This window comes from Geomicrobium sp. JCM 19055 (genome assembly GCF_000698185.1).
In the GTDB taxonomy this organism is placed as follows: Bacteria; Bacillota; Bacilli; order Bacillales; family Marinococcaceae; genus Geomicrobium_A; species Geomicrobium_A sediminis.
In genome coordinates this window covers 51664-75271 of the sequence record NZ_BAXL01000016.1, presented here as the reverse complement: position 1 = coordinate 75271, position 23608 = coordinate 51664, and the positions used below count along the sequence as shown (strand labels likewise).

Genomic DNA, 23608 nt, shown 5'->3' with positions numbered 1-23608 from the left:
TCTATTTAACTAAAGCTACGATTTTTTCTGCACCATCAGCCATCGTATCTGCAGATGTGATGTTAAGCCCTGATTCTTCGAGAATCTTCTTACCTTCTTTTACGTTTGTACCTTCAAGACGTACAACGAGTGGAATTTCAAGTCCAACTTCTTTCGTTGCTGTAACGACACCTTCTGCGATAACGTCACACTTCATAATTCCACCAAAGATGTTTACGAAGATCCCTTTCACGTGCTCATCAGAAAGGATAATCTTGAACGCAGCTGTTACTTTCTCAGCAGTCGCACCGCCCCCAACGTCAAGGAAGTTCGCGGGTTCGCCGCCTTTGTACTTAATAATGTCCATCGTAGCCATCGCAAGACCGGCTCCGTTAACCATACAACCGATGTTACCATCAAGCGCGATGTAGCTTAGGTCGTACTTAGAAGCTTCGATTTCTTTTGCATCTTCTTCGTCAAGGTCACGGTATTCTGTGATTCCTTTTTGACGGTAAAGAGCGTTGCTATCAAAGTTAAGCTTCGCATCAAGAGCGAGAACGTCGCCTTGCTTTGTAGTAACGAGTGGGTTGATCTCAGCAATTGAGCAGTCGTTTTCAACAAATGCTTGGTAAAGGCTTCCCATGAATTTAACCGCTTTTCCGAGTGAATCTTGCGGAATGTTCATGTTAAAAGCAAGACGTCTTGCTTGGAATCCTTGTAAACCTACTGCAGGATCAATATACTCTCTAAAGATCTTCTCTGGAGTCGCTTCTGCAACTTCCTCGATCTCAGTTCCACCTTCTTCAGAACCCATAAGGACAACACGGGATGTACTACGATCTAGCACAAGGCCGATGTAGTATTCTTGATCAATATCGCAGCCCTCTTCAATAAGAAGACGCTTAACTTCTTTACCTTCTGGACCTGTTTGGTGAGTCACGAGTGTTTTACCAAGAATGTCATCTGCGTATGTACGCACTTCATCAAGGTTTTTCGCGACTTTAACACCGCCAGCTTTTCCGCGTCCACCTGCGTGGATTTGTGCTTTTACTACGGTTACGGCTGTACCTAATGAAGACGCTTTTTCAACGGCTTCATCGACCGTAAAAGCAACGTGCCCGTTCGGTACAGCAACGCCGTACTTGCGGAGCAATTCTTTACTCTGGTACTCATGAATATTCATGTTATTTCCATCCTCCCTATGAGTACAATCGGTTACATCAGATGTGTCCTAGACAAGCAATCTGCTTGTCATAAGTTCATTTCACACATTTTTTATCATAGCATAAAACGTTTTCTACTAAAGGTTAAAGTACCGAAAATGTCGAAAAACGTCTTACGTAACAATTTTACTCATGAGAACGTCTTTAACGTATGAGCCGTCACTCTCTTTACGGTGACGTGGTTTTTGACCTTCAACCGTGAATCCTAGCCGTTTGTACAAAGCAATTGCTCGCTCGTTATGCGCATAGACCTCTAATGAGACCTTCTCGATTGCTGGATCATTAGTAGCAAATATTAACAATTCGTTTAACAGCTTGTGACCGAGTCCTTGATTTGTATAACGTTCTTGTATACTCATCCCAAACATTCCATTGTGAGAATAATGCGGTCTTGATGGCCTGCTGAACGTGAGCATACCGATAACTTCATCACGGTGTATGGCAACGAGCATTATACCTGTTTCATTTTGGTGCTTTCGGATCCTTGCTAGCTCATGTTCTATAGTCGGTCGATATTCCTTTGCGGTTCGTCCCATAAATGAAGCATTCTCTTGCAAGACAACCTGTTTGTGACGAATAATATCAACAACATCTGTAACGACGGCTTGACGGATTGTAATCATGTCGTCCATAATTCCCCCCTTAACGAATGAAGAAGCGCGAGTAGGTGACATCCCTAAAAATCACTGGGTTTCGTCAGCTTCCCGCGCTACTGATGAGTTGGATCAATTATACAGTTAAAGCTTTGAATTGGCTCATAACGAGATCATAATATTTACCTTCTCGTTTCATTAATTGCTCATGATTTCCATTTTCCAGGACGTTTCCTTGCTCTAATACGATAATATTATCTGCCTCACGAATAGTCGATAATCGATGTGCGATCATAATTGACGTTCGCCCGTGCAATAACGTTTTTAATGCTTGTTGGATTTTGACTTCGGTTTCAGTATCAATACTTGCGGTTGCTTCATCTAGAATGATAATCTTCGGATCTGCCAATAGCGTTCTAGCAAATGATAATAGCTGTCGTTCACCGACACTAAGCACGTTTCCTCGCTCTTCTACTTCCGTTTCATATCCATTTTGTAATTTTTCAATAAAATGATTCGCTCCAATTGCCTTTGCCGCTTGCTCCACTTCTTCGTCCGTTGCATCTGGCTTCCCAAAGCGTATGTTCTCTCGGATCGTTCCTGAGAAGATGAACGTGTCTTGCAATACCGTGCTTACTTCTTCACGTAAACGATGGAGCTTGTAATCTTTTAAGTCGATGCCATCAAGCATAATGCGACCATCTGTAGGATCGTAATAACGAGAAATTAAGTTCGCAATGGTTGATTTCCCAGACCCTGTATGGCCAACGAGTGCGATCGTCTGACCTTTTGGAATTGATAGGCTAATACGGTTTAACGCTTTACGACTTTCATCATAAGCAAACGTGACCGCTTCAAATTGAATTTCCCCTTTAAGATTCGTTGCTTCATTGCCATCGTGTTTTGATTTCACGTTCGGTTCTTCATCGAGAAACTCGAAGATTCGTTCTGAAGACGCCATCGCAACGAGCAGTTGATTGTACACTTGGCCGAGTCTAGAAATAGGCTCCCAGAACATCCCAAGGAAAAATGCGAAAGAAACAAGAACACCAAATCCGATTGAACCTGTCATAACAAGATACGCCCCATACCAAATTAAAACGGCTGAACCGAGTGCGTTTGCCATTTCTACAAATGGACGGAAAACCGCACTTTTCTTAGATGCTTCATCCCATGCATCGTAATTCTCTTTGTTCACACCTCTAAAAAAGGACATGTTGTTTTCTTCTTGTGAAAATGATTGGGTGACTCTGACACCTTGAATGCTTTCATTTAAATGAGAGTTTAATTTCGATTGACGAATTCTTACCGTTTGCCAAGACCGCCTAATGTTACGACGTAGTTTTGTCGAAATGAAAAACATAATAGGCAGTACAATCAACACAGCAAGTGCAAGTGGTGGGCTTAACGTAAACAGAATGATCACGATACTAATGAGCATGATGATGTCCATTAACATGTTAATAATTCCGTTTGTGAAAAGCTCTTGCAATGCATTCACATCATTGACGACTCTTACGAGAATTGAGCCTGCTGAACGGTTATCAAAAAACCGGTTAGATAACCCTTGGATGTGGTTAAACAATTGCTTTCTCAACGCATGAATTGCATTTTGTCCAATTTCATTCGTCCATTTAATTCTTAGTCGGTTTGCAAACAAAGAAAAAAATGTAAAGAAACAATGCAAGTACCGCTAGTTGCAGCATAAGCCCGTAATCTTCATTTGCTAGTGCAAAATCTAAAGCCCATTGACCGATAATGAGAGGGACGATCAATCGCACAGTTGTCGTAATCAGCATCGCAACGATCGCTTTTACGATTAAAGAACCACTTTCTTTCATGTAATGAAGTAAGCGTGCTAACTTTTCCCAGTTGAACGGTTTTTCAATGGCTGTATCTTGACTATATCGAAAACGCTCCATTACCCTCGTTGTTGGCATTGATACTTTCCCTCCTTTCACCGTATGGACTCTTCTTGGATCGTTTGCAAATCTTGATATTGAATATCATAGATTCGTTTATACATGCCAGCTTCTTTAAGTAACTCATTGTGCTTCCCACGTTCTTTCATTTTCCCGTTTTCTAACACAAAGATTTGATCTGCATGTTGAACGCTTGATATGCGGTGAGCGATAATGAACGTTGTGCGCCCTTTCATAAGTTCCCGAAACGCTTTTTGAATTTTCACTTCTGTTTGCATATCAACCGCACTCGTAGCGTCATCTAAAATTAAAATACTTGGATTAACTAACAATGCTCTTGCGATTGAAATTCGTTGTTTTTGTCCACCAGAAAGCCCCATTCCCCGCTCACCTAAAACGGTGTCATAACCATTTGGTAATGCTTCAATGAATTCATGGGCATCTGCTCGTTTTGCGGCTTCCACAATCTCTTCAAGTTCGGCTTCCGGACGTCCGTATGAAATATTGTCTCGGATCGAAGATGAAAACAAAAACGGTTCTTGTAGAACAAATCCGATATTTTCTCGTAACGTTTTAATTGTATAATCTTGCACTGCTTTTCCATCAATCTTGACTTGCCCATTTGTGGCTTCGTAAAAGCGAGCAATAAGTTGTGTAACACTTGATTTACCTGCCCCCGTTTGACCCATGAGACCAATTGTCTCACCATGCTTCACTTGAAACGAGACATGCTGTAACGCTGGTTTGTCTTCGTTAGGATAATAAAAAGATACGTCTTCAAACGACACATCACCGGTAAGTCGTCCTGCATTAATCGCTTTATCATGGTCCTTTATATCTTCTGGTTCATTTAATACTTCAAGCAAACGCTCACCAGAAGCTTTAGATTGACTAAACGTATTAATGATAAAACCTAAATTCATTAAGGGTCCCATAATGTACCAGACGAGGCTAAAAAAATGCGACAAACGCTCCTGGCGTTAGGGTGCCATAAATGGTAGATAGCACCGTAAGCAAGTAAGAGCACGACCGCAATGTTTCCGATAAATTCCATAACCGGAAAATATTTTGACCAAATGCCTGACGTGTACAAGTAACGATCGCGATAATGGGAGTTCTTCTCATCAAATCGATCTTTCTCGAACTCTTCTTTTGACAATGATTTAACTGTGTTCATACCACTAACATTTTCTTGAACACGCGTATTTAAGCTTGCCATTGATATGCGAATCTCTTTAAATGCAGGGTGTACAAATTTATCAAACCGCTGTACCGTAATCGCTAAAATCGGCATCATAAAAAGAGTAATCAGTGCGAGTTGAGGTGAATAATAAAACATTACAATAAGAGAAAAGACGATGATCATTACGAAGTTAAACAATTGTGCAAACCCAAATGACAAGAAGAACCTAAAGCCTTCTACATCGGCTGTTAGCCGTGACATTAAATCCCCTGTTCGAGCGTTGTCGTAATAACGAAAAGGTAAGTATTGCAACTTTTCATACAATGCTTTACGTAATTCATAAACGGTTTTTATCCCGAAAACATCGCCCCAGTACTGATGGAAAAAGGCAGCTAACCCTTTGAACATCATGACGATAATAAAACCGATTGCTAGCATAGGGATGAGGTCATAGTTTTGGTTAACGATCCCTTCATCAATGGCTAATTGCAGGAAAATCGGGTAGACGACCGTAAAGCCAGTTACAAACACTAAAAAGAAAATAGATCCTAAAAAGTAACGTCGATACGGCCAATAATACTGTCTTAAAGCCTTAAATATTTGCAAAATTACACCTACTTTCAAGCGAAGTTCAGAAAACAGTCACCAAGTAAATATAACGCTTTTCGAAATAAATTTCCAGTGAATATTCGGAAAAATTTTAAAAAAACTTAAATAAACGTTCAAGAGATGGAGAGTTAGACTTTCCACCTCTTGAACGTTTACTTAATCATTCTTTTTATTTTTTTCTTCTTGAATCGTTTTTGTCATATCTTTTGCTTTGGCATCTTGTTCTTGCACACTATGGTGTACACCAAACTCATGCGCCATTTCTTCTTTGTATTGATTAATCATATCTGCTGCACCTTGAACATCAAGTAAATTCTTCTTATTTGCCATGAGTCGAACCCCCTTTGTCTGTAACATTCCCAACTTCGTGAATTTCTTTCATTTCACGATCAATTTTATAGACAAAGGCAAATACTTCAGCGACCACTTCATATAGCTCAGACGGAATCGGCGCTTCAACATGTAAGTGCGTCATCAGTTCAGCGAGTGCCTCATCTACAACAACAGGGTATCTGACTCATTGGCAATTTGTTCAATTTTTTTCTGCGACGGTACCGTGACCTTTTGCTGTTACAACCGGTGCTTGATCGCTTGTTGCATCATGCCGTAGTGCAGCTGCAAATTTTCGTTTCGATTTCATACGCGCACGTCCAATCGATGATTCGTCGTCATCTCTTGATTTGAACTTTTTAACACCGGTAGTTGTTCATTTGCTCGTAACCATTCAAATGAAGTTAATGAAAACCCTAGTTCTTTTAACTTTTCTTTAAATGGCGGCATTAATATCGGTTTCATCCAGTGAGGTTCATCCATTTGATTATAGACGGTTATCGCTAGTTGCTGCTTTTGACGACGTACATCAACGACTGTATCTTTCAAATGCGGTAATGTTAAAAAAAATAACACTCTTTCTGTTTCTTCAAGCTGTTCTTTAGGGTCGTCCAGCATAATAAGCACATCTAAAAACGTGTCATTCACGTGCATCGGTACGATAAGCGGTTGCGAATGCGACTCATGGAAGACTGTTGCACCAACAACTTGTTGGAACACCGTTGCTAACTGCCCCTTTTGTTGTACTGGTAATTCTGACGTAGCACCAGCCTGAAGTAACGCTCTCAGTGATACATGGTTTTCACCACGTAAAAAAATCACGTACTTGAGCGACTTGAATGCGTTCCTCTTTAAAGAGTTGTTGTAAGACGAAACGCTCGTCTTTTGAGAGACCTTTTGCATGTAACAGTTGACTCATTGTGGAGGCTTGCTCTTTTTGACTCATCTGTACTAGCTTTTGCTCGAACGTTCGTGCATGTTCGGCGTCCACCGTCGTCCCTCGTTCAACCCATTGTAGCCTTGATAATAGTTCTGTCGCTCCTTGTTGTCTGACACCTTCTCCCCGAGTGGCGTCATGTATGATGTGTTGCAAACGAGAAACTTGCAATACATCTCGGTTGCCTACATCACGCGAAGTCGAAGCGTGTTCTAACAACTGTAGAAAACGCGTCGGAGATTCTGATTGGGACTGTAATTGTTGTTTGAGCGTATGTAAACGTTCACCAAGTGTCAAAGAAGACGTTTGAAACGTATGCAACGCGTCAAACGTTGCTTTCGTTGCTGGAAACTGGCGCTCTTGCATGAGCGTCATCGTTTGCAATGCATTTGGCTTAACCGTGCCCGCTTCCTTTAACAGCGACGCTAATTGTTGCATCTGTTCTTTCGTAAAAGCTACCTCATGTTTCACAAAATGATGGAAAAGCGCTCGCTCAAAACGATCTGCACGCTTTCCTAACGTTTCGTTAACATCAACTTGATTCGTTTGTTGGATAACTTTTAGTTGAATCTCGCGACCGGTCTGCTTTACTTGAAAGACGTAACGTTTGTTCGCTTCAAGCGCCGCTTCTAATCGCGCAACAAATGAACCGTTCTTCGTCTCAATCGCCGCGAATTGTCCATTATAGATGGTCTTCACTTTCCCGCTAAACCACTCGCCTACGCGAAGACCATGAAATGATGACGTCTGTTGTGTGCGGTTCTCAGTACTATGTAGTGGACCACTGACATTCACTTTGACTTCACCTTCTTTAATTTAAGCGATCTGCTACAGGACGAAAACTCCTGCGATGCACAGGCAACACACCGTATTCATCCATCGCTTGTAAATGCGCACTCGTCCCATAACCAACATGTTGATCAAACCCATACTGTGGATACTGTTCGTGTAACGTTTTCATGTATTCGTCACGTGTTTCCTTTGCGATAACAGATGCTGCCGCAATGCTCATACTTCTTGAATCACCTTTAATAAGTGATGTCTGACGAATCGTGACTGGGAGCGTCATCGCATCAACGAGCAAATGATCTGGAATCGTTTTTAATCCAGTGACTGCACGTACCATCGCTAGCTTTGTGGCTTCGTAAATGTTGAACTCATCAATTTCTTCAACGCTTGCCTCACCAATGCTTACGGTACAGCGGCTCATAATTTCATCGTAGAAATACGCACGATCTCGTTTACTTAACTTTTTGGAGTCCGTAAGACCTGGAAGAAAAACGTCTTCTGGAATCATGACCGCAGCGGTCGTAACTGGTCCAGCAAGTGGTCCTCGACCGACTTCATCAAGACCTGCGATTTGCCACGTATTGCACATTTGAAACTCTTCATTTCTTTTATCGGTATAGGATTGCATTTTTTTTCACGTAGAAGCTGTTGTTTTTGCTCATAACTCTTTAATAAATTCTGGACACCTGCTCGTGAATCTGCGCGAAGTTCTTCAAGTCTGGTTGCTTCGATCGTTTCCCCTGTTAACTCTAATTTAATGTCTTTAATCGTTGCTTTTTTCATGATTAGCCCTCTCTATGACGAAAACTAGGGATCCTTCGTCAGACGCCCCGCTTAGTGCTCAGGTCGTTCAAGCGAAATTCTCCCTAGTTTTTCAGAACGATATTCTCGTAAAATCAACTCTGCAGTTGCATCAAAATCAATGTCTCCGCCTCCCATGAGGCATCCGCGCTTTCGGCCAATTTCTTCAAACCAGCCAATCTCATGTTCTGGTTCTGCTTGAAGCTTGTACCGTTCTAACAAAGATTTTGGGTAGTATTCTTTCATATAGCGAATCAAATAGAGTACAACATCTGAAAAATCAAGGCGCTCATCTTTAATTGCGCCAGTCGCCGCTAAACGCAAACCGACCGTTTGATCTTCAAATTTCGGCCACAGAATTCCTGGTGTATCCAACAACTCTAGCTTTTTGCCAACTTTTAGCCATTGGTTTTTTTCTCGTCACCCCAGGTTTATTGCCGGTTGTTGCTTGATTCTTTCCTACGAGGCGATTGATCAGTGTGGACTTACCTACGTTAGGAATACCAACAATCATTGCTCGTACACTTCTGTGTTGAATGCCTTTTTTACGAAGCTTTTCCATTTTAGGCTCAGCTAGCTCTGTTACAGCAGCAATTAGCTCAGAGATTCCAATGTTCTTCTTAGCATCGATAGTCAGTGCTGTTTGACCAAGGTCACGATAATGTTGTAGCCATTGTTTCGTAACATTAGGGTCAGCCATATCTGGTTTCATCAATACGAGAACACGGGGTTGGTCTGTAACGGTTTCATCAAGCACTGGATTTCGCGAGGATTCTGGAATCCGTGCATCGACCAGCTCAATGACCACATCCACTTGGTTTAAAGATTCTTTGATTAGGCGAATCGCTTTCGCCATATGTCCTGGAAACCACTGAATTGTCATCGTCTTCCCTACTTTCCTTACGAACTATAAATAAAAAGGAGCCTGACCAATGGCAAGCTCCTTTTGAAAATCTTTAGTTGCTACGAAGTTCTTTAACTCTTGCAGCTTTACCTTGAAGCTTGCGCAAGTAGTAAAGTCTCGCTTGACGTACACGTCCACGACGCTTCACTTCGATCTTATCGATTCTTGGTGAATGTACTGGGAACGTACGCTCAATACCAACACCTGAAGAGATCTTACGTACTGTAAACGTTTCGCTAATTGAGCTTCCACGGCGCTTTAATACAAGACCTTGGAATACTTGGATACGCTCGCGCGTACCTTCAACTACCTTTACGTGAACAGCTACTGTATCTCCAGGACGAAAGCTAGGTACGTCACTCTTAAGTTGAGCTTTGTTAATTTCGTTAATGAGATTAGTCATTGGGTGTTTCCTCCTTCCTTCTCGGATGCTCTTACGGGATTACCGCAGCGGAACATCGGATTCAACGGCTTTCGCCACAACTGCTATCATAGCATACCGATTGATAGAGTTCAATCGTTGTTCTTAAATTCATTTAACCATTTTTCTTCTTGATCCGACTGATCATAGTCTTCTAGAAGATCAGGTCTTCGTTCATACGTCCTGCGAAAGGATTCTTTCTTTCGCCACTCTTCGATGTTTCTGTGATGACCTGAGAGAAGAACGTCTGGCACTTTCATTCCACGAAACTCTGCCGGCCTTGTGTAATGAGGGTGTTCGAGCAATCCCGTTTGGAACGAATCTTCTTTGGCTGATTGCTCATTACCAAGAACGCCAGATTGCAAACGAATCACGCTATCTGCAATTACCATTGAGGCGAGCTCTCCACCGGTTAACACGTAATCACCGATTGAAATTTCGTCTGTTGCAAGAGCACGGATTCGCTCGTCATACCCTTCATAGTGTCCACAAATGAAGACTAGTTCATCCGCTGTAGCTAGTTGTTCGGCTTTCTCCTGCGTGTGTGGCTCCCCTTGTGGACAAAGGAGCACAACACGTGCGTCTTTTGAAAGCTGTAAGCTTTCAATCGCGTCATAGATCGGTTGAGCACGAAGCACCATGCCTGCCCCGCCACCAAACGGATAGTCATCGACTTTGTTATGCTTGTTGTCAGCAAACTGACGAAAATCAGTAACGGAATAGGTTACTTGCCCTTTCTCTTCAGCTTGCTTCCAAATCGATGACGAAAAAACGCCTTGATACATCTCCGGAAACAAACTTAAAAACGTGAGCTTCATTCGTCAAGCAACCCTTCCATTAATGTTACGGTTACCGTTTTGGAGTTGAAATCAACGTCTTTAACAACTTGATCGATATAAGGCAGCAAGACGTCCTTTTTCTTCGGTTCCGTTCTCTTAACGACCCAAACGTCGTTCGCTCCTGGTGCGAGAATCTCTTTTACAAACCCGAGTTCTACTCCGTCTGTCGTAACGACTTTCAAACCGATAATATCATTGTAATAAAAGTCACCATCTGACAAATCCTCTCGTTCATCTGCAGTGACTTCTAAAACCCCGTCGCGAAGCTTGTCTGCTTCGTCTTTGTCGTTAATGCCTTCAAACGTTAACAATTGGAACTGTTTATGTGCTCTTGAGCTCGTAATCGTAAGGCGCTGACGATTGCCGTTTTTATACTTGACAGACAATTCATTGCCAACCTTAAAACGCTGTTCTGGAAAGTCCGTCGTTGAAACGACACGAACTTCTCCTTTTACGCCGTGAGTATTAACGATTGTTCCAACATTAAAGTATTCAATGTTTGACGTCATGTGAAGCGTGATCTCCTTTAGTACGGATCTCTTTAATGACTCCATCTTCTACGATAATTTCGTCTTCAAGTTTATGATCAGCCCAGCGATCCCCTACTTGAATGTCTGTATATCGTTTGACAGTGTCACCTGTAACTAGAGATCCTTCTGGCAACGTGCGGATTTTGTTCTCACGGAACGTGATGCTTTCTACCCGTTGCGTTCGTTTATTAATCTCTGCGTTAAAACGTGTTTTTATGAGTGCTTTGTTTTTCGCATCTGTTTGCTCTTTCGCTTGCTTTTGAGCTTGAAAACGGAGTTGCTCCACTTCATTGGTTAGTCGATCTTTTTCTTGATCCATTTTTGTGAGCAACTTTTTGCGATAATCTTCTGTAAGTACGTGACGTACAAGTACATTCTTTTCAATCCTCATGAAATCCACCTCATCCTCTAGATAGTATGTATATGTAAAAATCGTAGCATTGATAAAAGAAAAAGGGAAGGCTTAGCCTCCCCTCAACACGTCCTTAATCAGCAATCTTGAGACGAACTTTGCCGTTCTCTCGATTGGAAGCAGCAAGTAATGAACGCATCGAACTTGCAACTTTACCATTTTTGCCGATGACTTTACCGACATCGTCCTTATGAACCGACAGCGTTAATAACGTTGTTCCATCGTGCTCTGTCTCTTCAACAGTCACATCGTCAGGGTGATCCACAAGTGCTTTGGCAACGGTCAAGACGAGTGTTTGTAGCATCCGTATTCCTACTTACTTGCTGTTCTTTGCTTCATGGACTTTCTCCATGAGGCCAGCAGTTGAGAATAGGTTACGTACTGTGTCAGATGGCTTAGCACCATCAAGCATCCACTTTACAGCACGGTCTTCTTTTACTGTAAATGAGTTATCTGTAACGAGTGGGTTGTACGTTCCAATCTCTTCGATGAAACGACCATCACGTGGTGAGCGAGAGTCCGCAACTACGACACGGTAGTAAGGTCTTTTCTTTGATCCCATTCTTTTAAGACGAATTTTTGTAGCCATAATTCATTACCTCCAACTTATATGTTGTAAATTTTTTATGATGACAACTGGTCACCTATAACTTCACGTTCATGGTGAAATCATCGCACATTAGCCTATTATAGACAAAATGTTTGAGTGTGTAAAGGGTTTTTCCTTTTCAGTGCATAAATCGCTTAAATTACTTCATAAACGGAAACTGCATGCCGCCTTTTCCTTTGCGTTTACCAGCTTTTCCGCCCATTTGTGACGTCATTTGCTTCATCATCTTCTTCATATCTTCAAACTGTTTGAGAAGCTTGTTAACATCTTGAACGGTCGTACCGCTTCCTTTGGCAATCCGACGCTTTCGACTTGCATTTATAATCTTCGGTTCGACCTTTTCTTGCTTAGTCATTGAACGAACAATCGCTTCGACTTTGCCAATTTGGCTGTCGTCGACTTGCATGTTCTTCATGCCCTTCATCTTGTTGGCACCTGGCAACATGCCGAGCAAGTCCTCAAGAGGACCCATGCTTTTCACTTGATCAATTTGTTCTAGAAAATCATCAAACGTGAGGTCTGCATTACGAAGCTTTGCTTCCAGTTCCTTCGCCTTCTCTTCATCAACGTTCGTTTGTGCTTTCTCAATGAGTGAAAGCACATCGCCCATGCCGAGAATTCGTGAAGCCATTCGCTCTGGATGGAACGGTTCAAGTTGGTCAATCTTCTCACCCATACCGGCAAATTTGATCGGCTTCTCGGTTACAGCACGGATTGACAGTGCTGCACCACCTCTCGTGTCGCCGTCAAGTTTCGTAAGAACGACACCTGATATTTCAAGGAGTTCATTAAACTGCTCCGAAACGTTTACCGCATCTTGACCAGTCATCGCATCGACGACGAGTAAAATTTCGTCAGGATTCACAGAAGCTTTCATTTCCTTTAGCTCATCCATTAAGTTCTCGTCAACGTGCAATCGTCCCGCAGTATCGAGGATCACTGTGTCGTGATGCTCTTCCTTCGCCTTTTCAACACCGCGCTTGACGATGTCTACCGGGCTTACATCGGTTCCTTCAGAGTACACGGGCATATCCAATTGCTTACCGAGTGTGTTTAATTGATCAATCGCTGCTGGACGATAAATGTCCGCTGCAACGAGCATAGGTGTTTTATTCTTTTTCTTACGTAAATAGTTCGCAAGCTTTGCCGTCGTCGTCGTTTTACCGGCCCCTTGCAAACCGACCATCATAATGACCGTCGGTGGTTTCGGTGCCGTTTCAATCTTGCTTTCTTCTGAGCCCATTAACGCTGTCAATTCTTCATTAACCACTTTAATGACTTGTTGACCTGGCGTAAGGCTCTTCATCACTTCTTGTCCGACCGCACGTTCTTTTACGCGGTTTACAAATTGTTTAACCACTTTAAAGTTAACATCGGCTTCTAGCAAAGCAAGACGAACTTCACGCGCCATTTCTTTGACGTCGGCTTCACTTACTTTCCCTTTACCTTTTATCTTTTGCATCGTTTGCTGAAGTCGTTCAGCTAAACTTTCAAAGGCGATGGTCATCTCCCCCTTACTCTTCCGTACTTTCTAACTCTGTTACAAGAGCGATCACTTCACTGTCTTCAGACGCTAGTCGAAGTTTCTTGTAAAGCTCTTCTCTTAAACGATAACGGTTGAACAATTGAAGCTTCTCTTCATACTGTTCAAGCATAAGTTCACTACGCCTAATGTTATCATAAACGGCTTGACGACTCACATCGTATAACTCAGAAATTTCTCCGAGGGAATAATCATCGTAGTAGTACAATTGCAAGTAATTTCGTTGTTTGTCTGTTAATAATGCATGATAAAAATCAAACAATGCGTTCATTCTCATTGTTTTCTCGAGCATTGTACTTCACCCTTACTGTTAAGTGAATAACCTTTACAATTAGAATGGTACAATTCCCCTTGCCTTGTGTCAAGAAACTGCCGAGAGTTTCTATGAACACTCTCGGACATTTTCAGATCTAATCACTAGACGTGTGACAAGCGTTTTGCTCGTAATTTCAATCCATGCACTTACACGGAGTTATTCGCTCCTTCTCACTCACTTCTCTTCGACAAGTGTTTGGAACAAACCATACGTAAACTGTTCTGCATCAAACGGTTGCAAGTCATCCACTTTTTCACCGAGCCCGACAAACTTCACCGGAATGTCAAGTTCGTTACGAATCGCAAGTACGATTCCACCCTTTGCTGTACCGTCAAGCTTCGTTAATACGATCCCTGAAACGTCTGTCGCTTCTTTAAATTGCTTCGCTTGTGCCATAGCGTTTTGTCCAGTCGTCGCATCTAAAACGAGCAACACTTCATGCGGCGCACTTGGCACTTCGCGCTGAATGACTCGTTTCACTTTCTCAAGTTCTTTCATGAGGTTCACTTTGTTTTGTAAGCGACCTGCGGTGTCACAAAGAAGGACGTCGGCACTTCTAGATTTTGCAGCATGGATCGCGTCATACATAACAGCCGCAGGATCTGAGCCTTCAGCTTGCTTAATAACGTCAACACCAACACGTTCGCCCCATACACCTAGCTGTTCAATCGCACCCGCTCTAAACGTATCTCCAGCAGCTAGCACGACCTTTTTATCTTGCTCTTTAAAATGGTGAGCGAGTTTCCCGATTGTCGTCGTCTTTCCTACGCCGTTAACGCCGACGAATAAAATGACCGTCATGCCTTCTTGATTCATCGAAAGCTCGGAATCCTCTCCTGTGAAATCCAGCTTCTCGGTTAATTTCTCACTAATGACTGGTAAAATATCCGCACTGTTTTTCACATTTTCAAGCTTTGCAGTTTCACGAAGCTCATCCACAAGCTCCATAACCGTATTCACACCAACATCTGCTGAAATTAGTAGCTCTTCAAGCTCCTCAAAGAAATCCTCATCAACTGTACGGTATTTTGCTGCTAACGTGTTCATTTTCTCAGAAAATGAATCTCTTGTTTTTTTTGGAGACCATCTTTAAATTTCGTTGTGACCGAATCTGTTTGATTTGTTACGCGATCTTTTAACTTTTTAAAAAAACTCATTCGCTAAAATCCTACCTCTCTTATTTGCTCGTTGACATCGCTGGCTCAAGCATTTCTGCTTCTTCTAACCTTACAGAGACGAGTCTTGATACACCTGATTCTTCCATCGTTACCCCATAAAGTGAGTCACTCGCTGCCATCGTGCCTTTACGGTGGGTAATTACAATAAACTGGGTTTGTGCAGAAAAGCGTTGCAAGTAGTCCGCAAACCGTTTGACATTCGCTTCATCAAGCGCCGCTTCGACTTCGTCTAAAATGCAAAACGGAACAGGGCGAACGTTTAAAATCGCAAACAATAGCGCAATCGCTGTTAATGACTTCTCGCCACCAGACAATAACGACAACGCTTGTTTTTTTCTTACCCGGCGGTCTTGCAAATATATCAATGCCTGTTTCTAGAAGGTCATCTGGTTCACTTAGAACGAGATCGGCTTCACCGCCGCCAAACATGACACGATACGTTTCTTTAAACTGTTCACGAATTTGCACGAACGTCTCTCGAAACTTGCGCGTCATCTCTTCATCCATTTCACGGATGGCTTCAACGAGCGTTTGTCTCGCTTCACGCAAATCTTCTTGTTGCGTTTTTAGAAACTGATAACGCTCAGACACGCGTTCATATTCTTCAATCGCCCCTAAATTTACGTAACCGAGTTCTTCAATACCACGCTCTAATAACTTAAGCCGCTTTCTAGCGTCTTCAACCGGGATCTCACGATCACGTTTCTTTTTGGCTGCTTCGTACGTTAACTCGTATTCTCCTTGTAAACGATCAAGAAGGTGATCAAGCTCAACATCGAGCCGCTCTGTGACGAGCTCGATGTGCTGTCTTTGTTGATCTGTATCGCGGTACTCGCTATCGAACCTCGTTACGGCTTGTTCAACTAAACCAAGCTTTTCGTTTGTTTCTTCACGCTCTTTACGTTTTGCTTCAACATACGTTTGCCACTTTTCTTTGCTTTCACGCGTCTTTTCAATGTCTTCATCAATCGTTGACGACCCACCTGAAACGTCTTCAAGGCGGTACGTCAATGCCTCGCGTTCCTCTTTAATGTTAACTAACTCTCGCTGCTGCTCGCTCACCTCAGTTTGCAAGCGTTTCACAGTCTGTTTTTGATGGTCGAGTTGTTCTTTTTGCTTGGCGCGTTCAATTCGAAGCAACGTCACTTGCTCTTGCATTTCTTTCTCTGAAAGTGCTTGACGTTTTTTTTCAGCTTCTTTTTCATTAATCTCTTGCTCTAATGACGTGGAGCGTTCTGAGAGCTCAATCGCTTTTTGTTCATTCGTTTCCTTCTCTTCTGTCCATTGTAAGAGCTCTTGGTCAAGCACGCTTTTTTTCTTTTACATACAATGAGTGTTCGGATTGCTTTTGTTGCAGCGCTTGTCTTTGGAGATGCAACTCTTCTTTCGCTCGTTGTAGCGAATCGACTAGTTCTTCAAGCGTTGACTCTTTTGTTTGCAACAACTGCATGGCTTCATTGTGTTCGTTCGTTTTATCTTTTACGTTTTGTTCCAAGTCAGAGATTGCAGCTTCAATATCACGCTTTTTCTCAAGCAATTCGCCTTGCTCACGTTTACGACCGAGTAGTTCTTGGCCTTTTTTTCTTTTCACTACCTCCGGTCATTGAACCGCCTGGGTTAATGACATCACCGTCTAACGTTACGATGCGGTGCCTAAACTCACTCACTTTAGCAATTGCTTGTCCACTCTCTAAGTCACTTGCAATGATAATACCACCTAATAAGTGGTCAATGACGTTTTGAACGTGGTGCTCATTTGAAACCGCTGCCGTTGCTACGCACTCAAATCCAGGTTGTTGCTCAAGTTTCTTTAACGTACTCGATTGAACAAACCTTGGCTTCATAACATTTTGAGGTAGGAACGTTGCTCTTCCTTGCTTTTTTTGCTTTTAAGTAAGCAATCGCTTTTCGTCCATTTTGATCGGTGTCTACGACAATATGTTGTAACGCCCCACCAAGTGCAGTCTCAATTGCAAGTTCGAATTTCTTTGTAGCATGAATGAGTGAAGCGACTGGACCGAGTACACCTGAGAGTTGACCGTGATCTCTACCTTGCATGACAGCCTTTACCCCTTGGAAAAACCCTGCGTGCTCTTGTTCCATTCTCTCAAGTAAGTCGATCCGTGCTTTCACATCTTCATAACTTCGATAGCCACGATGAAGATGATCACTTTGTTTCTGTTTGTGTTCTTGGATCTTCTCAACGTGTTGCTTTGACTCTTCCACGTCTTCAAGAACGGTTTGTTTCTTCGTTTCTAGTGATTCGATTTGCTGTTGCAAGTGATCGAAATTCGTTTGTTTTGCTTCAAGCGAATCCTTGGCACCCGAATATTCTTCATCAAGTGTATCCATTCGCCGTTTCACTTTTTCTTGCTGTTCTTTTCGATAACGCATTTCGTTTTTTTAGTGCAGCTTGTTCATTTAACACATCGATATACGTCGTTTTAAGCGCTTCAAGTTCTGTCTCGAAATCTTCTTGTGTTTTGCTCATTTCTTTTTGCATCGTGTTCCAACGCTTTTCGAGCTTTGCATCATTTGCTTCTTTATCTTCAAGTTGTTTTGCTTCAGCATCAAGAGATTTCTTGGACTCTTGCCAACTCGTCTCAATTGCAGTCATTCTTTGCTCGAGTTCCTCAAGCCTCACGTGTGCATTTGAACCTCGTTCATTCATGAGCTCGCGATGGCCTTCTAATTGAGTTAAACGCTCACTCACTTCTAGAAGCTCTTTTTGACTCTCTTCTAGTTGTTGGTCAATTTGTTTGAGCAATGCTTTTACATCGTCTTGTTCTTGAACGCTTTTTTTTCAAGTTGTGCACCTTTCGTCTCTAAAGTTGCTTGTAAGGTTTGGAGTTTGTTTTTTTTACTCGTCCATTGCCCATGTTTATCATCAATATCAAAACTAAGTAACGAGATGTCTAACTTCTCGTATTCCTCACGCTTTTCGACGTACTCTTTTGCAGTAGATGCTTGACGCTCAAGGGGTTCGATTTGTTGTTCAAGCTCACTTAATATATCTTCAACACGCTGAAGGTTATCTTTCGTTTCTGTAAGTTTTTTCTCTGATTGTTGTTTTCTTGATTTGTATTTTAAAACGCCAGCAGCATCTTCAAACATGACGCGACGTTCTTCAGGTTTTGAAGAGAGAATCTTTTCAACTTCTCCTTGTCCAATCATCGAATACGCTTCTTTGCCAAGTCCTGAATCGATGAGTAAATCAAGCAAGTCTTTGCGACGACAGGCGGTGCCGTTCAAATAGTATTCACTCTCACCTGTGCGAAACAACCGTCTCGTCATACTAATCTCAGCGAACTCAGAACTCATATGTCCGTCTTCGTTATCCAAAACGAGCGTTACTTCTGCAAGGTTCACTTTCTTTCTCGATTCACTACCTGCAAAAATAATGTCTTCCATTTTTGATCCGCGCAACTGTTTCGCAGATTGTTCGCCAAGTACCCAGCGGACCCCGTCCGAAACGTTGCTTTTCCCGCTCCCGTTCGGCCCTACAATTGCTGTCACTCCCGGGTCTAGATCAATCTTCAATGGAGTTGCAAATGATTTGAACCCTGATATTTCTAGCCTTTTTAAATACATGGCTTTACCCTCAATTCTTTCTAACGTCGTGCTTATTCTCGTTCCATCTGACGACTTTTTTGTAATCTCACCTTTTCAAACATGAAAATCGCCTCTAAAATAGAATGGAAAGGGAGGCCATCCATGACGAATTTAGATCATGCTACACATGAGAATTTGACTTACATGTTTGAAAAGTTGCAGGAACGACTAAAAGTAGTAAACCGAGTTGTTCTTGATCCTGAGTACTACTCACTTAATCAATACGAAGACATTAAAGACGTGTATGACTATGTTGTTAGTCATCCGAATTTAAGCGTAAGAGAAATTGATGCACTCGTATCAGAACTCGGGGCAATTAAAGCAAAAAAAATAGGTCAACCGTACAATCACCTTAAACCATTACGTTTTAAGGTGATTGTCATTTATTCGCTACTTTTTTACTCAATAAAGTTAGTGCTTTTTGTGCTGCGTGTTGTTCTGCAGCTTTTTTAGTCTTTCCTGTACCTTCACCGTAACTCGTTTCGTTCACGAACACTTTTGCAACAAATTCGCGGTTGTGGGCAGGCCCTTGCTCAGCAACAATTTGGTAACTAATCCGTCCGCTACTTCTTGTTGCACAAATTCTTGCAATTGGCTTTTAAAGTCCATGACGTCCGTGTAACTACCCGTTTCAATCTTTAGATAGACGGTTTCTTCAAGAAATGCGTATACTGCATCCATCCCTTGGTCTAAATACAACGCACCGACAAACGCTTCAAAAACGTCTGCAAGCATTGCAGGTCGATTGCGACCGCCACTCATCTCTTCACCTTTACCGAGGAAAATCAATGATCCGAACTCAAGTCGCTCAGCAAGTTCAAACAACGAAGGTTCGCATACAACGGCAGCTCTTAACTTCGTCATCTCTCCTTCTTGCATGAGTGGAAAACGCTTGAATAGATGTTGAGATACTGCAAGCTCTAACACCGCATCCCCTAAAAACTCTAATCGTTCGTTATCTTGGTCTGCACGAAAGCGTTGTTCATTCACGTACGAAGAATGTGTAAATGCTTGATATAGCAATTGTTGATCAATAAACGTAACCGATAGGGAACTTAGCATCGTTTGGAACTTTTTCGCATGCGCATCACTTACACTGTATTTCTTTTCAGCCTTTCGTTTACGCCCTGACTGTTGACTCATTTTCATCTACTCCTTTAAAAAGTTCAATCAGAAAACGGGAAAAACAAGCTCTGCGATGTGCAGAACTTGTCTGAAAGGAAAGGGTTACTGTGCATCTATGTAGTTGACGACATCAGCAACCGTCGCGATCTTTTCCGCTTCCTCATCTGAGATCTCAAGGTCAAACTCATCTTCAAGTTCCATTACAAGTTCAACAACATCAAGTGAATCTGCACCTAGATCTTCTTTAAACGTTGACTCCATTTTCACTTCTGACTCTTCCACACTTAGACGATCAACGATGATTTTCGTTACGCGCTCTAATGTATTTGTTTCTGCCATGATAATTCCTCCTAGACTTTCATTCGTGTTTTTAATTCGATTGTTTATTTAATTGAATGTAACCATTGTCATTATAGATGATTTCCTAGTAAAAAAAACTAGAGAGGTTTGTCTTACCCCATATACATGCCGCCATCAACATGCAACGTTTGTCCTGTCATATAGCGACTATCCTCTTTACATAAAAAGGATACAACACGTGCAACATCTTCTGGCTCACCAAGTGTAGCAAGTGGGATTTGTTCAAGTAATGCTGATTTTGTTTCATCTTGCAATTCATCCGTCATTTCAGTTGCAATAAAGCCTGGTGCAACAGCATTCACACGAATGTTACGACTTGCGAATTCTTTCGCAAGCGTCTTTGTCAATCCAACAACACCTGCTTTTGCCGCAACGTAGTTTGCTTGACCTGGATTTCCAATTGATCCAACGACAGAGGCGATGTTGACAATAACACCCTCGCGTTGCTTCATCATCGGTCTAGATGCCGCCTTCGAGCAGAGAAACACCCCCTTTACGTTCGTGTTCATCACGTCATCCCAATCTTCTGATTTCATACGCATAACCAGATTGTCACGTGTAATCCCCGCATTGTTAATGAGTAAATCAATGCGTTCGAATTCATCCGTGACCGTTTTGAACATTTCTTTCACTTGTGTTTCATCAGAAACATCCGCTTGAATTGTTATCGCTCGTACACCGTGAGCTTCACAGCTTGCCTTTGTTTCTTCTGCCTTTGCTTGATTGCCTGAATAATTAATTGCTACATCGGCACCAAGACTAGCAAGTTCGATTGCAATCGCACGTCCAATTCCTCTAGAAGCCCCAGTGACTAAGGCTTTTTTTCCCTTGCAATTTCAATAGATTAAACCTCCTGAAGTAATGCGTTTAGCTTCTCTACATCGTCTTTCGTATGAAGAGAGACAACGTCAACATTTTTGCGATCAATTTTGCGCACAAGTCCTGATAGCACTTGTCCACTTCCTACTTCAACAAATGTATTGACGCCTTCACCAATCATATAACGAATCGAATCTTCCCAAAGAACAGGAGATGTCATTTGCTTGACGAGTCCTGCTTTTAACCGTTCGCCTGATTGTTCGCCTGTTGCGGATACATTTGTAATGACTGGAACGGTTGCATCTCGAAATGAAATGCTAGCTAACGCTTGTTCTAGCTCATTTGCAGCAGGCTCCATTAATGCAGAGTGGAATGGTCCACTCACATTTAATGGGATCGTACGCTTCGCACCTTTTTCTTTCATTCGTTCACCGACCGTCTTCACACCCGCAGTCGTCCCTGAAATAACGACTTGACCAGGTGCGTTAACGTTAGCCATTTGTACAGCTTCACCTTCAGCAGTAACAGCTTCACAGACCGCTTTTAGATCCTCACGCGTACCACCCATAACTGCTGCCATCGTACCTGTTCCGTTCGGAACTGCTGCTTCCATGAACTGGCCACGTTTACGAACGACTGCAACCGCATCTTCAAACGTTAATACACCTGCGGCAACGAGAGCACTGTACTCTCCTAAACTATGACCTGCTACAAATGACGGGGTAACATTAAGCCCCTTAACAAGTTGCAAAGCAGCAATGCTCGTCGTAACAAGCGCTGGTTGTGCATTTGACGTTTGCTTTAGTTCCTCTTCAGGTCCTTCTTCCATGAGCTTCGAAAGTGGAAATTGTAACACACGATCAGCAACATCCACGACGTTTTTCGATGATTCATTCGTCTGTTTCGCATCTAGTCCCATTCCAATGACTTGAGACCCTTGTCCAGGAAACAAAAACGCAAACTTCCGCATGTGAATCACTCCTTCTCTGACGTATCGCTTAATTCTTTTGCGATGACTTCTGGAACTTTTTCTTCAATCATTTGCATCGCTTGCCTTACTGCGTGATAAATCGCTGTATGGTCTGATGAGCCGTGAGCTTTAATGACTGGCGCTTTAAGCCCGAACAAACCAGCACCACCGTAGTGAGAATAACTCATCTTCTCTTTTATATTTTTAAACGAAGGCTTCAAAACTCCTGCTGCTAATTTGTTCATTGTCGTTGAGGTTAGCTCTGCCTTTAAGATCGTGAACAATGATTCAGCAGTTCCTTCAATCGTTTTTAGAAGGATATTCCCCGAGAATCCATCACAGACAACAACGTCACATACACCGTTTAATACGTCTCTTGCTTCAACGTTGCCAACGAATTCGAACTTTCCACCTTGAAGCTGTTCAAAGGCAGCTTTCGATAATTCGTTTCCTTTTCCTTCTTCTGTACCGACGTTTAACAAACCGATGCGAGGGGTTTTACGGTTTTTCACTTGTCGTAAATAAACATCGCCCATAACACCGTACTGATACAAGTGTTCCGCTCTCGCTTCAATGTTCGCACCAACGTCTAAAAGCAAGAATCCTTCGCCATCAATCGTCGGTAACATCGGCGCAAGCGCTGGACGCTCCACCCCGTCAATTCTCCCAACGTGAAGAAGTCCTGCCGTCATAAGCGCACCTGTGTTGCCTGCAGAAATACAGGCATCACAGCGACCTTCACGTACTTCCCGAACAGCAAGAACCATTGATGAGTTCTTCTTACGACGCACCGCACGCGTGGGTGCATCTTCGTTTGTAATGACTTCATCGGTATGCAAAATTTCAATTCTTGGGTGCGCATTTAGATGTTCGTTAATTTGCTCTTCGTCACCGACGAGAACAATCGAAATTTGATCAAATGCTTTAACAGCTGCCATTGCGCCAGCCACTTGAGCTTTAGGGGCGTTGTCACCGCCCATAGCGTCTACTGCAATCTTCATGCTTTAAGCTCCTTTTATCAGTTCAACCTTCATCACTTTAGTCTTGATGGCCTCTTGCCATTTGAAATTCTCCAGAAAATACTCGTCGTTGATCGACATAACTTTCGACGATTACGGTTGTCCATTTGTCGTCTTGAGCGGTAACTTTTGCTTTGGCAACGACTCGTTCTGTTGCTTTTACTGGTTTAGAAAAACGTACATTAGCACGACCTGTTACGACGAAATCATCGTTAATGATGGCCACAGCTAGTGAATTTGCTTGTGCAAACAAATGATGCCCACGAGCAATTCCATTTCTCGTAAATACATGTTCTTCTCGAATTTCCATGATTGAAATCGCTGTCTCATCAAGTTGTAAATCAATGACTTCACCGATTACTTCTTCATCTGTTAACGCTTTTACTTCATCATGGTGTTGTCTTGCGACGTCTTTTAATCGCTCACGAAGTTCTGGTATACCGAGTTCTAAGCGATCTAGTCGAATTGTTTGAATGCTAACATTAAAGGACGTAGCCAATGCTTCGTCTGTGATGAATGGATTGTTTTGAATCGTTTCCTTCAGTTCAGCTTTACGAACATGCTTTGGTTTTCTCATGAATAAT

At 42.4% G+C, this 23608-nt stretch carries 26 protein-coding genes and 7 pseudogenes; 1 reads left to right on the top strand and 32 read right to left on the bottom strand.

Features of this window, described 5'->3' with window-relative positions:
• Position 1: 1 nt before the first annotated feature.
• The 26 genes and pseudogenes from sucC to JCM19055_RS24240 all read right to left on the bottom strand — a co-directional run.
• A complete protein-coding gene (sucC, locus tag JCM19055_RS14645; protein WP_042360243.1) occupies positions 2-1162 on the bottom strand; it encodes an ADP-forming succinate--CoA ligase subunit beta in 1161 nt (386 codons plus the stop codon).
• Positions 1163-1315: 153 nt separating this feature from the next.
• Positions 1316-1834, bottom strand: a complete 519-nt coding sequence (locus JCM19055_RS14640) for a GNAT family N-acetyltransferase (protein WP_042360242.1) — start codon at positions 1832-1834, stop codon at positions 1316-1318.
• Positions 1835-1931: 97 nt separating this feature from the next.
• Positions 1932-3735: pseudogene (locus JCM19055_RS14635) on the bottom strand (ABC transporter ATP-binding protein).
• 17 nt (positions 3736-3752) lie between these two features.
• Positions 3753-5506: pseudogene (locus JCM19055_RS14630) on the bottom strand (ABC transporter ATP-binding protein).
• Between the two features lie 159 nt (positions 5507-5665).
• Positions 5666-5839, bottom strand: a complete 174-nt coding sequence (locus JCM19055_RS27485; RefSeq protein ID WP_193745450.1) for a hypothetical protein — start codon at positions 5837-5839, stop codon at positions 5666-5668.
• A complete protein-coding gene (locus tag JCM19055_RS27480; RefSeq protein ID WP_193745449.1) occupies positions 5829-5984 on the bottom strand; it encodes a hypothetical protein in 156 nt (51 codons plus the stop codon). Before JCM19055_RS27480 ends, JCM19055_RS27485 begins: the two co-directional genes overlap by 11 nt.
• A 161-nt stretch (positions 5985-6145) precedes the next feature.
• The gene (locus JCM19055_RS14620) at positions 6146-6661 is read right to left on the bottom strand and encodes a hypothetical protein (protein ID WP_042360241.1); all 516 of its coding nucleotides are present in this window, start codon (positions 6659-6661) and stop codon (positions 6146-6148) included.
• The gene (locus JCM19055_RS14615) at positions 6642-7571 is read right to left on the bottom strand and encodes a hypothetical protein (protein WP_042360240.1); all 930 of its coding nucleotides are present in this window, start codon (positions 7569-7571) and stop codon (positions 6642-6644) included. The genes JCM19055_RS14620 and JCM19055_RS14615 overlap by 20 nt, the downstream gene beginning before the upstream one ends.
• A 16-nt stretch (positions 7572-7587) precedes the next feature.
• Positions 7588-8348: pseudogene (locus JCM19055_RS14610) on the bottom strand (ribonuclease HII).
• A gap of 51 nt (positions 8349-8399) precedes the next feature.
• Positions 8400-9249: pseudogene (ylqF, locus tag JCM19055_RS14605) on the bottom strand (ribosome biogenesis GTPase YlqF).
• 73 nt (positions 9250-9322) lie between these two features.
• Positions 9323-9673 carry a 50S ribosomal protein L19 gene (gene rplS / locus JCM19055_RS14600; protein ID WP_042360239.1) on the bottom strand — a complete coding sequence of 117 codons (351 nt, stop codon included), beginning with the start codon at positions 9671-9673 and terminating at the stop codon, positions 9323-9325.
• A gap of 110 nt (positions 9674-9783) precedes the next feature.
• Positions 9784-10509, bottom strand: a complete 726-nt coding sequence (gene trmD, locus JCM19055_RS14595; RefSeq protein WP_042360238.1) for a tRNA (guanosine(37)-N1)-methyltransferase TrmD — start codon at positions 10507-10509, stop codon at positions 9784-9786.
• Positions 10506-11039: a ribosome maturation factor RimM gene (gene rimM / locus JCM19055_RS14590; RefSeq protein WP_042360237.1), complete on the bottom strand. Its 534-nt coding sequence runs from the start codon at positions 11037-11039 to the stop codon at positions 10506-10508. The genes trmD and rimM overlap by 4 nt, the downstream gene beginning before the upstream one ends.
• Complete coding sequence (locus tag JCM19055_RS14585; RefSeq protein ID WP_042360236.1) at positions 11023-11451, bottom strand: YlqD family protein; 429 nt, start codon at positions 11449-11451, stop codon at positions 11023-11025. Before JCM19055_RS14585 ends, rimM begins: the two co-directional genes overlap by 17 nt.
• A gap of 94 nt (positions 11452-11545) precedes the next feature.
• Positions 11546-11776, bottom strand: a complete 231-nt coding sequence (locus tag JCM19055_RS14580) for a KH domain-containing protein (protein WP_042360235.1) — start codon at positions 11774-11776, stop codon at positions 11546-11548.
• A gap of 12 nt (positions 11777-11788) precedes the next feature.
• On the bottom strand, positions 11789-12061 hold the full coding sequence (rpsP, locus tag JCM19055_RS14575; RefSeq protein WP_042360234.1) for a 30S ribosomal protein S16: 273 nt from the start codon (positions 12059-12061) through the stop codon (positions 11789-11791).
• 160 nt (positions 12062-12221) lie between these two features.
• The gene (gene ffh, locus JCM19055_RS14570; RefSeq protein WP_042360282.1) at positions 12222-13583 is read right to left on the bottom strand and encodes a signal recognition particle protein; all 1362 of its coding nucleotides are present in this window, start codon (positions 13581-13583) and stop codon (positions 12222-12224) included.
• Between the two features lie 13 nt (positions 13584-13596).
• Entirely contained in the window at positions 13597-13917 is a 321-nt protein-coding gene (locus tag JCM19055_RS14565) for a putative DNA-binding protein (RefSeq protein ID WP_042360233.1), read from the bottom strand.
• Positions 13918-14115: 198 nt separating this feature from the next.
• Positions 14116-15098 (bottom strand): annotated as a pseudogene (gene ftsY, locus JCM19055_RS14560) (signal recognition particle-docking protein FtsY).
• A 20-nt stretch (positions 15099-15118) separates the two neighbouring features.
• Positions 15119-15433 carry an AAA family ATPase gene (locus JCM19055_RS25670; RefSeq protein ID WP_193745448.1) on the bottom strand — a complete coding sequence of 105 codons (315 nt, stop codon included), beginning with the start codon at positions 15431-15433 and terminating at the stop codon, positions 15119-15121.
• Positions 15327-16427 (bottom strand): hypothetical protein, encoded by a 1101-nt coding sequence (locus JCM19055_RS27475; protein ID WP_052366401.1) that lies wholly within the window; start codon positions 16425-16427, stop codon positions 15327-15329. The genes JCM19055_RS25670 and JCM19055_RS27475 overlap by 107 nt, the downstream gene beginning before the upstream one ends.
• Entirely contained in the window at positions 16420-16710 is a 291-nt protein-coding gene (locus JCM19055_RS24260) for a hypothetical protein (protein ID WP_052366400.1), read from the bottom strand. The genes JCM19055_RS27475 and JCM19055_RS24260 overlap by 8 nt, the downstream gene beginning before the upstream one ends.
• Positions 16673-16963: a hypothetical protein gene (locus JCM19055_RS24255; RefSeq protein ID WP_052366399.1), complete on the bottom strand. Its 291-nt coding sequence runs from the start codon at positions 16961-16963 to the stop codon at positions 16673-16675. Before JCM19055_RS24255 ends, JCM19055_RS24260 begins: the two co-directional genes overlap by 38 nt.
• Positions 16920-17513: a hypothetical protein gene (locus JCM19055_RS24250; protein WP_081833732.1), complete on the bottom strand. Its 594-nt coding sequence runs from the start codon at positions 17511-17513 to the stop codon at positions 16920-16922. Before JCM19055_RS24250 ends, JCM19055_RS24255 begins: the two co-directional genes overlap by 44 nt.
• Complete coding sequence (locus tag JCM19055_RS24245; RefSeq protein ID WP_052366397.1) at positions 17458-17886, bottom strand: hypothetical protein; 429 nt, start codon at positions 17884-17886, stop codon at positions 17458-17460. The genes JCM19055_RS24250 and JCM19055_RS24245 overlap by 56 nt, the downstream gene beginning before the upstream one ends.
• 77 nt (positions 17887-17963) lie before the next feature.
• Positions 17964-18710, bottom strand: a pseudogene (locus JCM19055_RS24240) (chromosome segregation SMC family protein); the annotation flags it as partial.
• Between the two features lie 123 nt (positions 18711-18833).
• Between JCM19055_RS24240 and JCM19055_RS25665 the strand changes: the two are divergent.
• Positions 18834-19184: a DUF1128 domain-containing protein gene (locus JCM19055_RS25665; protein ID WP_193745447.1), complete on the top strand. Its 351-nt coding sequence runs from the start codon at positions 18834-18836 to the stop codon at positions 19182-19184.
• On the opposite strand, the pseudogene rnc reads toward JCM19055_RS25665, so the two are convergent.
• The 6 genes and pseudogenes from rnc to fapR form a co-directional block, all read right to left on the bottom strand.
• Positions 19111-19874: pseudogene (gene rnc / locus JCM19055_RS14540) on the bottom strand (ribonuclease III). The gene JCM19055_RS25665 and the pseudogene rnc sit on opposite strands and share 74 nt — an antisense overlap.
• Before the next feature lie 84 nt (positions 19875-19958).
• Positions 19959-20195 (bottom strand): acyl carrier protein, encoded by a 237-nt coding sequence (gene acpP, locus JCM19055_RS14535; protein WP_042360232.1) that lies wholly within the window; start codon positions 20193-20195, stop codon positions 19959-19961.
• Positions 20196-20308: 113 nt separating this feature from the next.
• Positions 20309-21007: a 3-oxoacyl-[acyl-carrier-protein] reductase gene (fabG, locus tag JCM19055_RS14530; protein ID WP_042360231.1), complete on the bottom strand. Its 699-nt coding sequence runs from the start codon at positions 21005-21007 to the stop codon at positions 20309-20311.
• A 53-nt stretch (positions 21008-21060) separates the two neighbouring features.
• The gene (fabD, locus tag JCM19055_RS14525; protein WP_042360230.1) at positions 21061-22005 is read right to left on the bottom strand and encodes an ACP S-malonyltransferase; all 945 of its coding nucleotides are present in this window, start codon (positions 22003-22005) and stop codon (positions 21061-21063) included.
• Between the two features lie 5 nt (positions 22006-22010).
• The gene (gene plsX / locus JCM19055_RS14520) at positions 22011-23006 is read right to left on the bottom strand and encodes a phosphate acyltransferase PlsX (RefSeq protein WP_042360229.1); all 996 of its coding nucleotides are present in this window, start codon (positions 23004-23006) and stop codon (positions 22011-22013) included.
• A gap of 37 nt (positions 23007-23043) precedes the next feature.
• Positions 23044-23601, bottom strand: coding sequence for a transcription factor FapR (gene fapR / locus JCM19055_RS14515; protein WP_042360228.1), 558 nt, complete (start codon positions 23599-23601; stop codon positions 23044-23046).
• Positions 23602-23608: the final 7 nt, after the last annotated feature.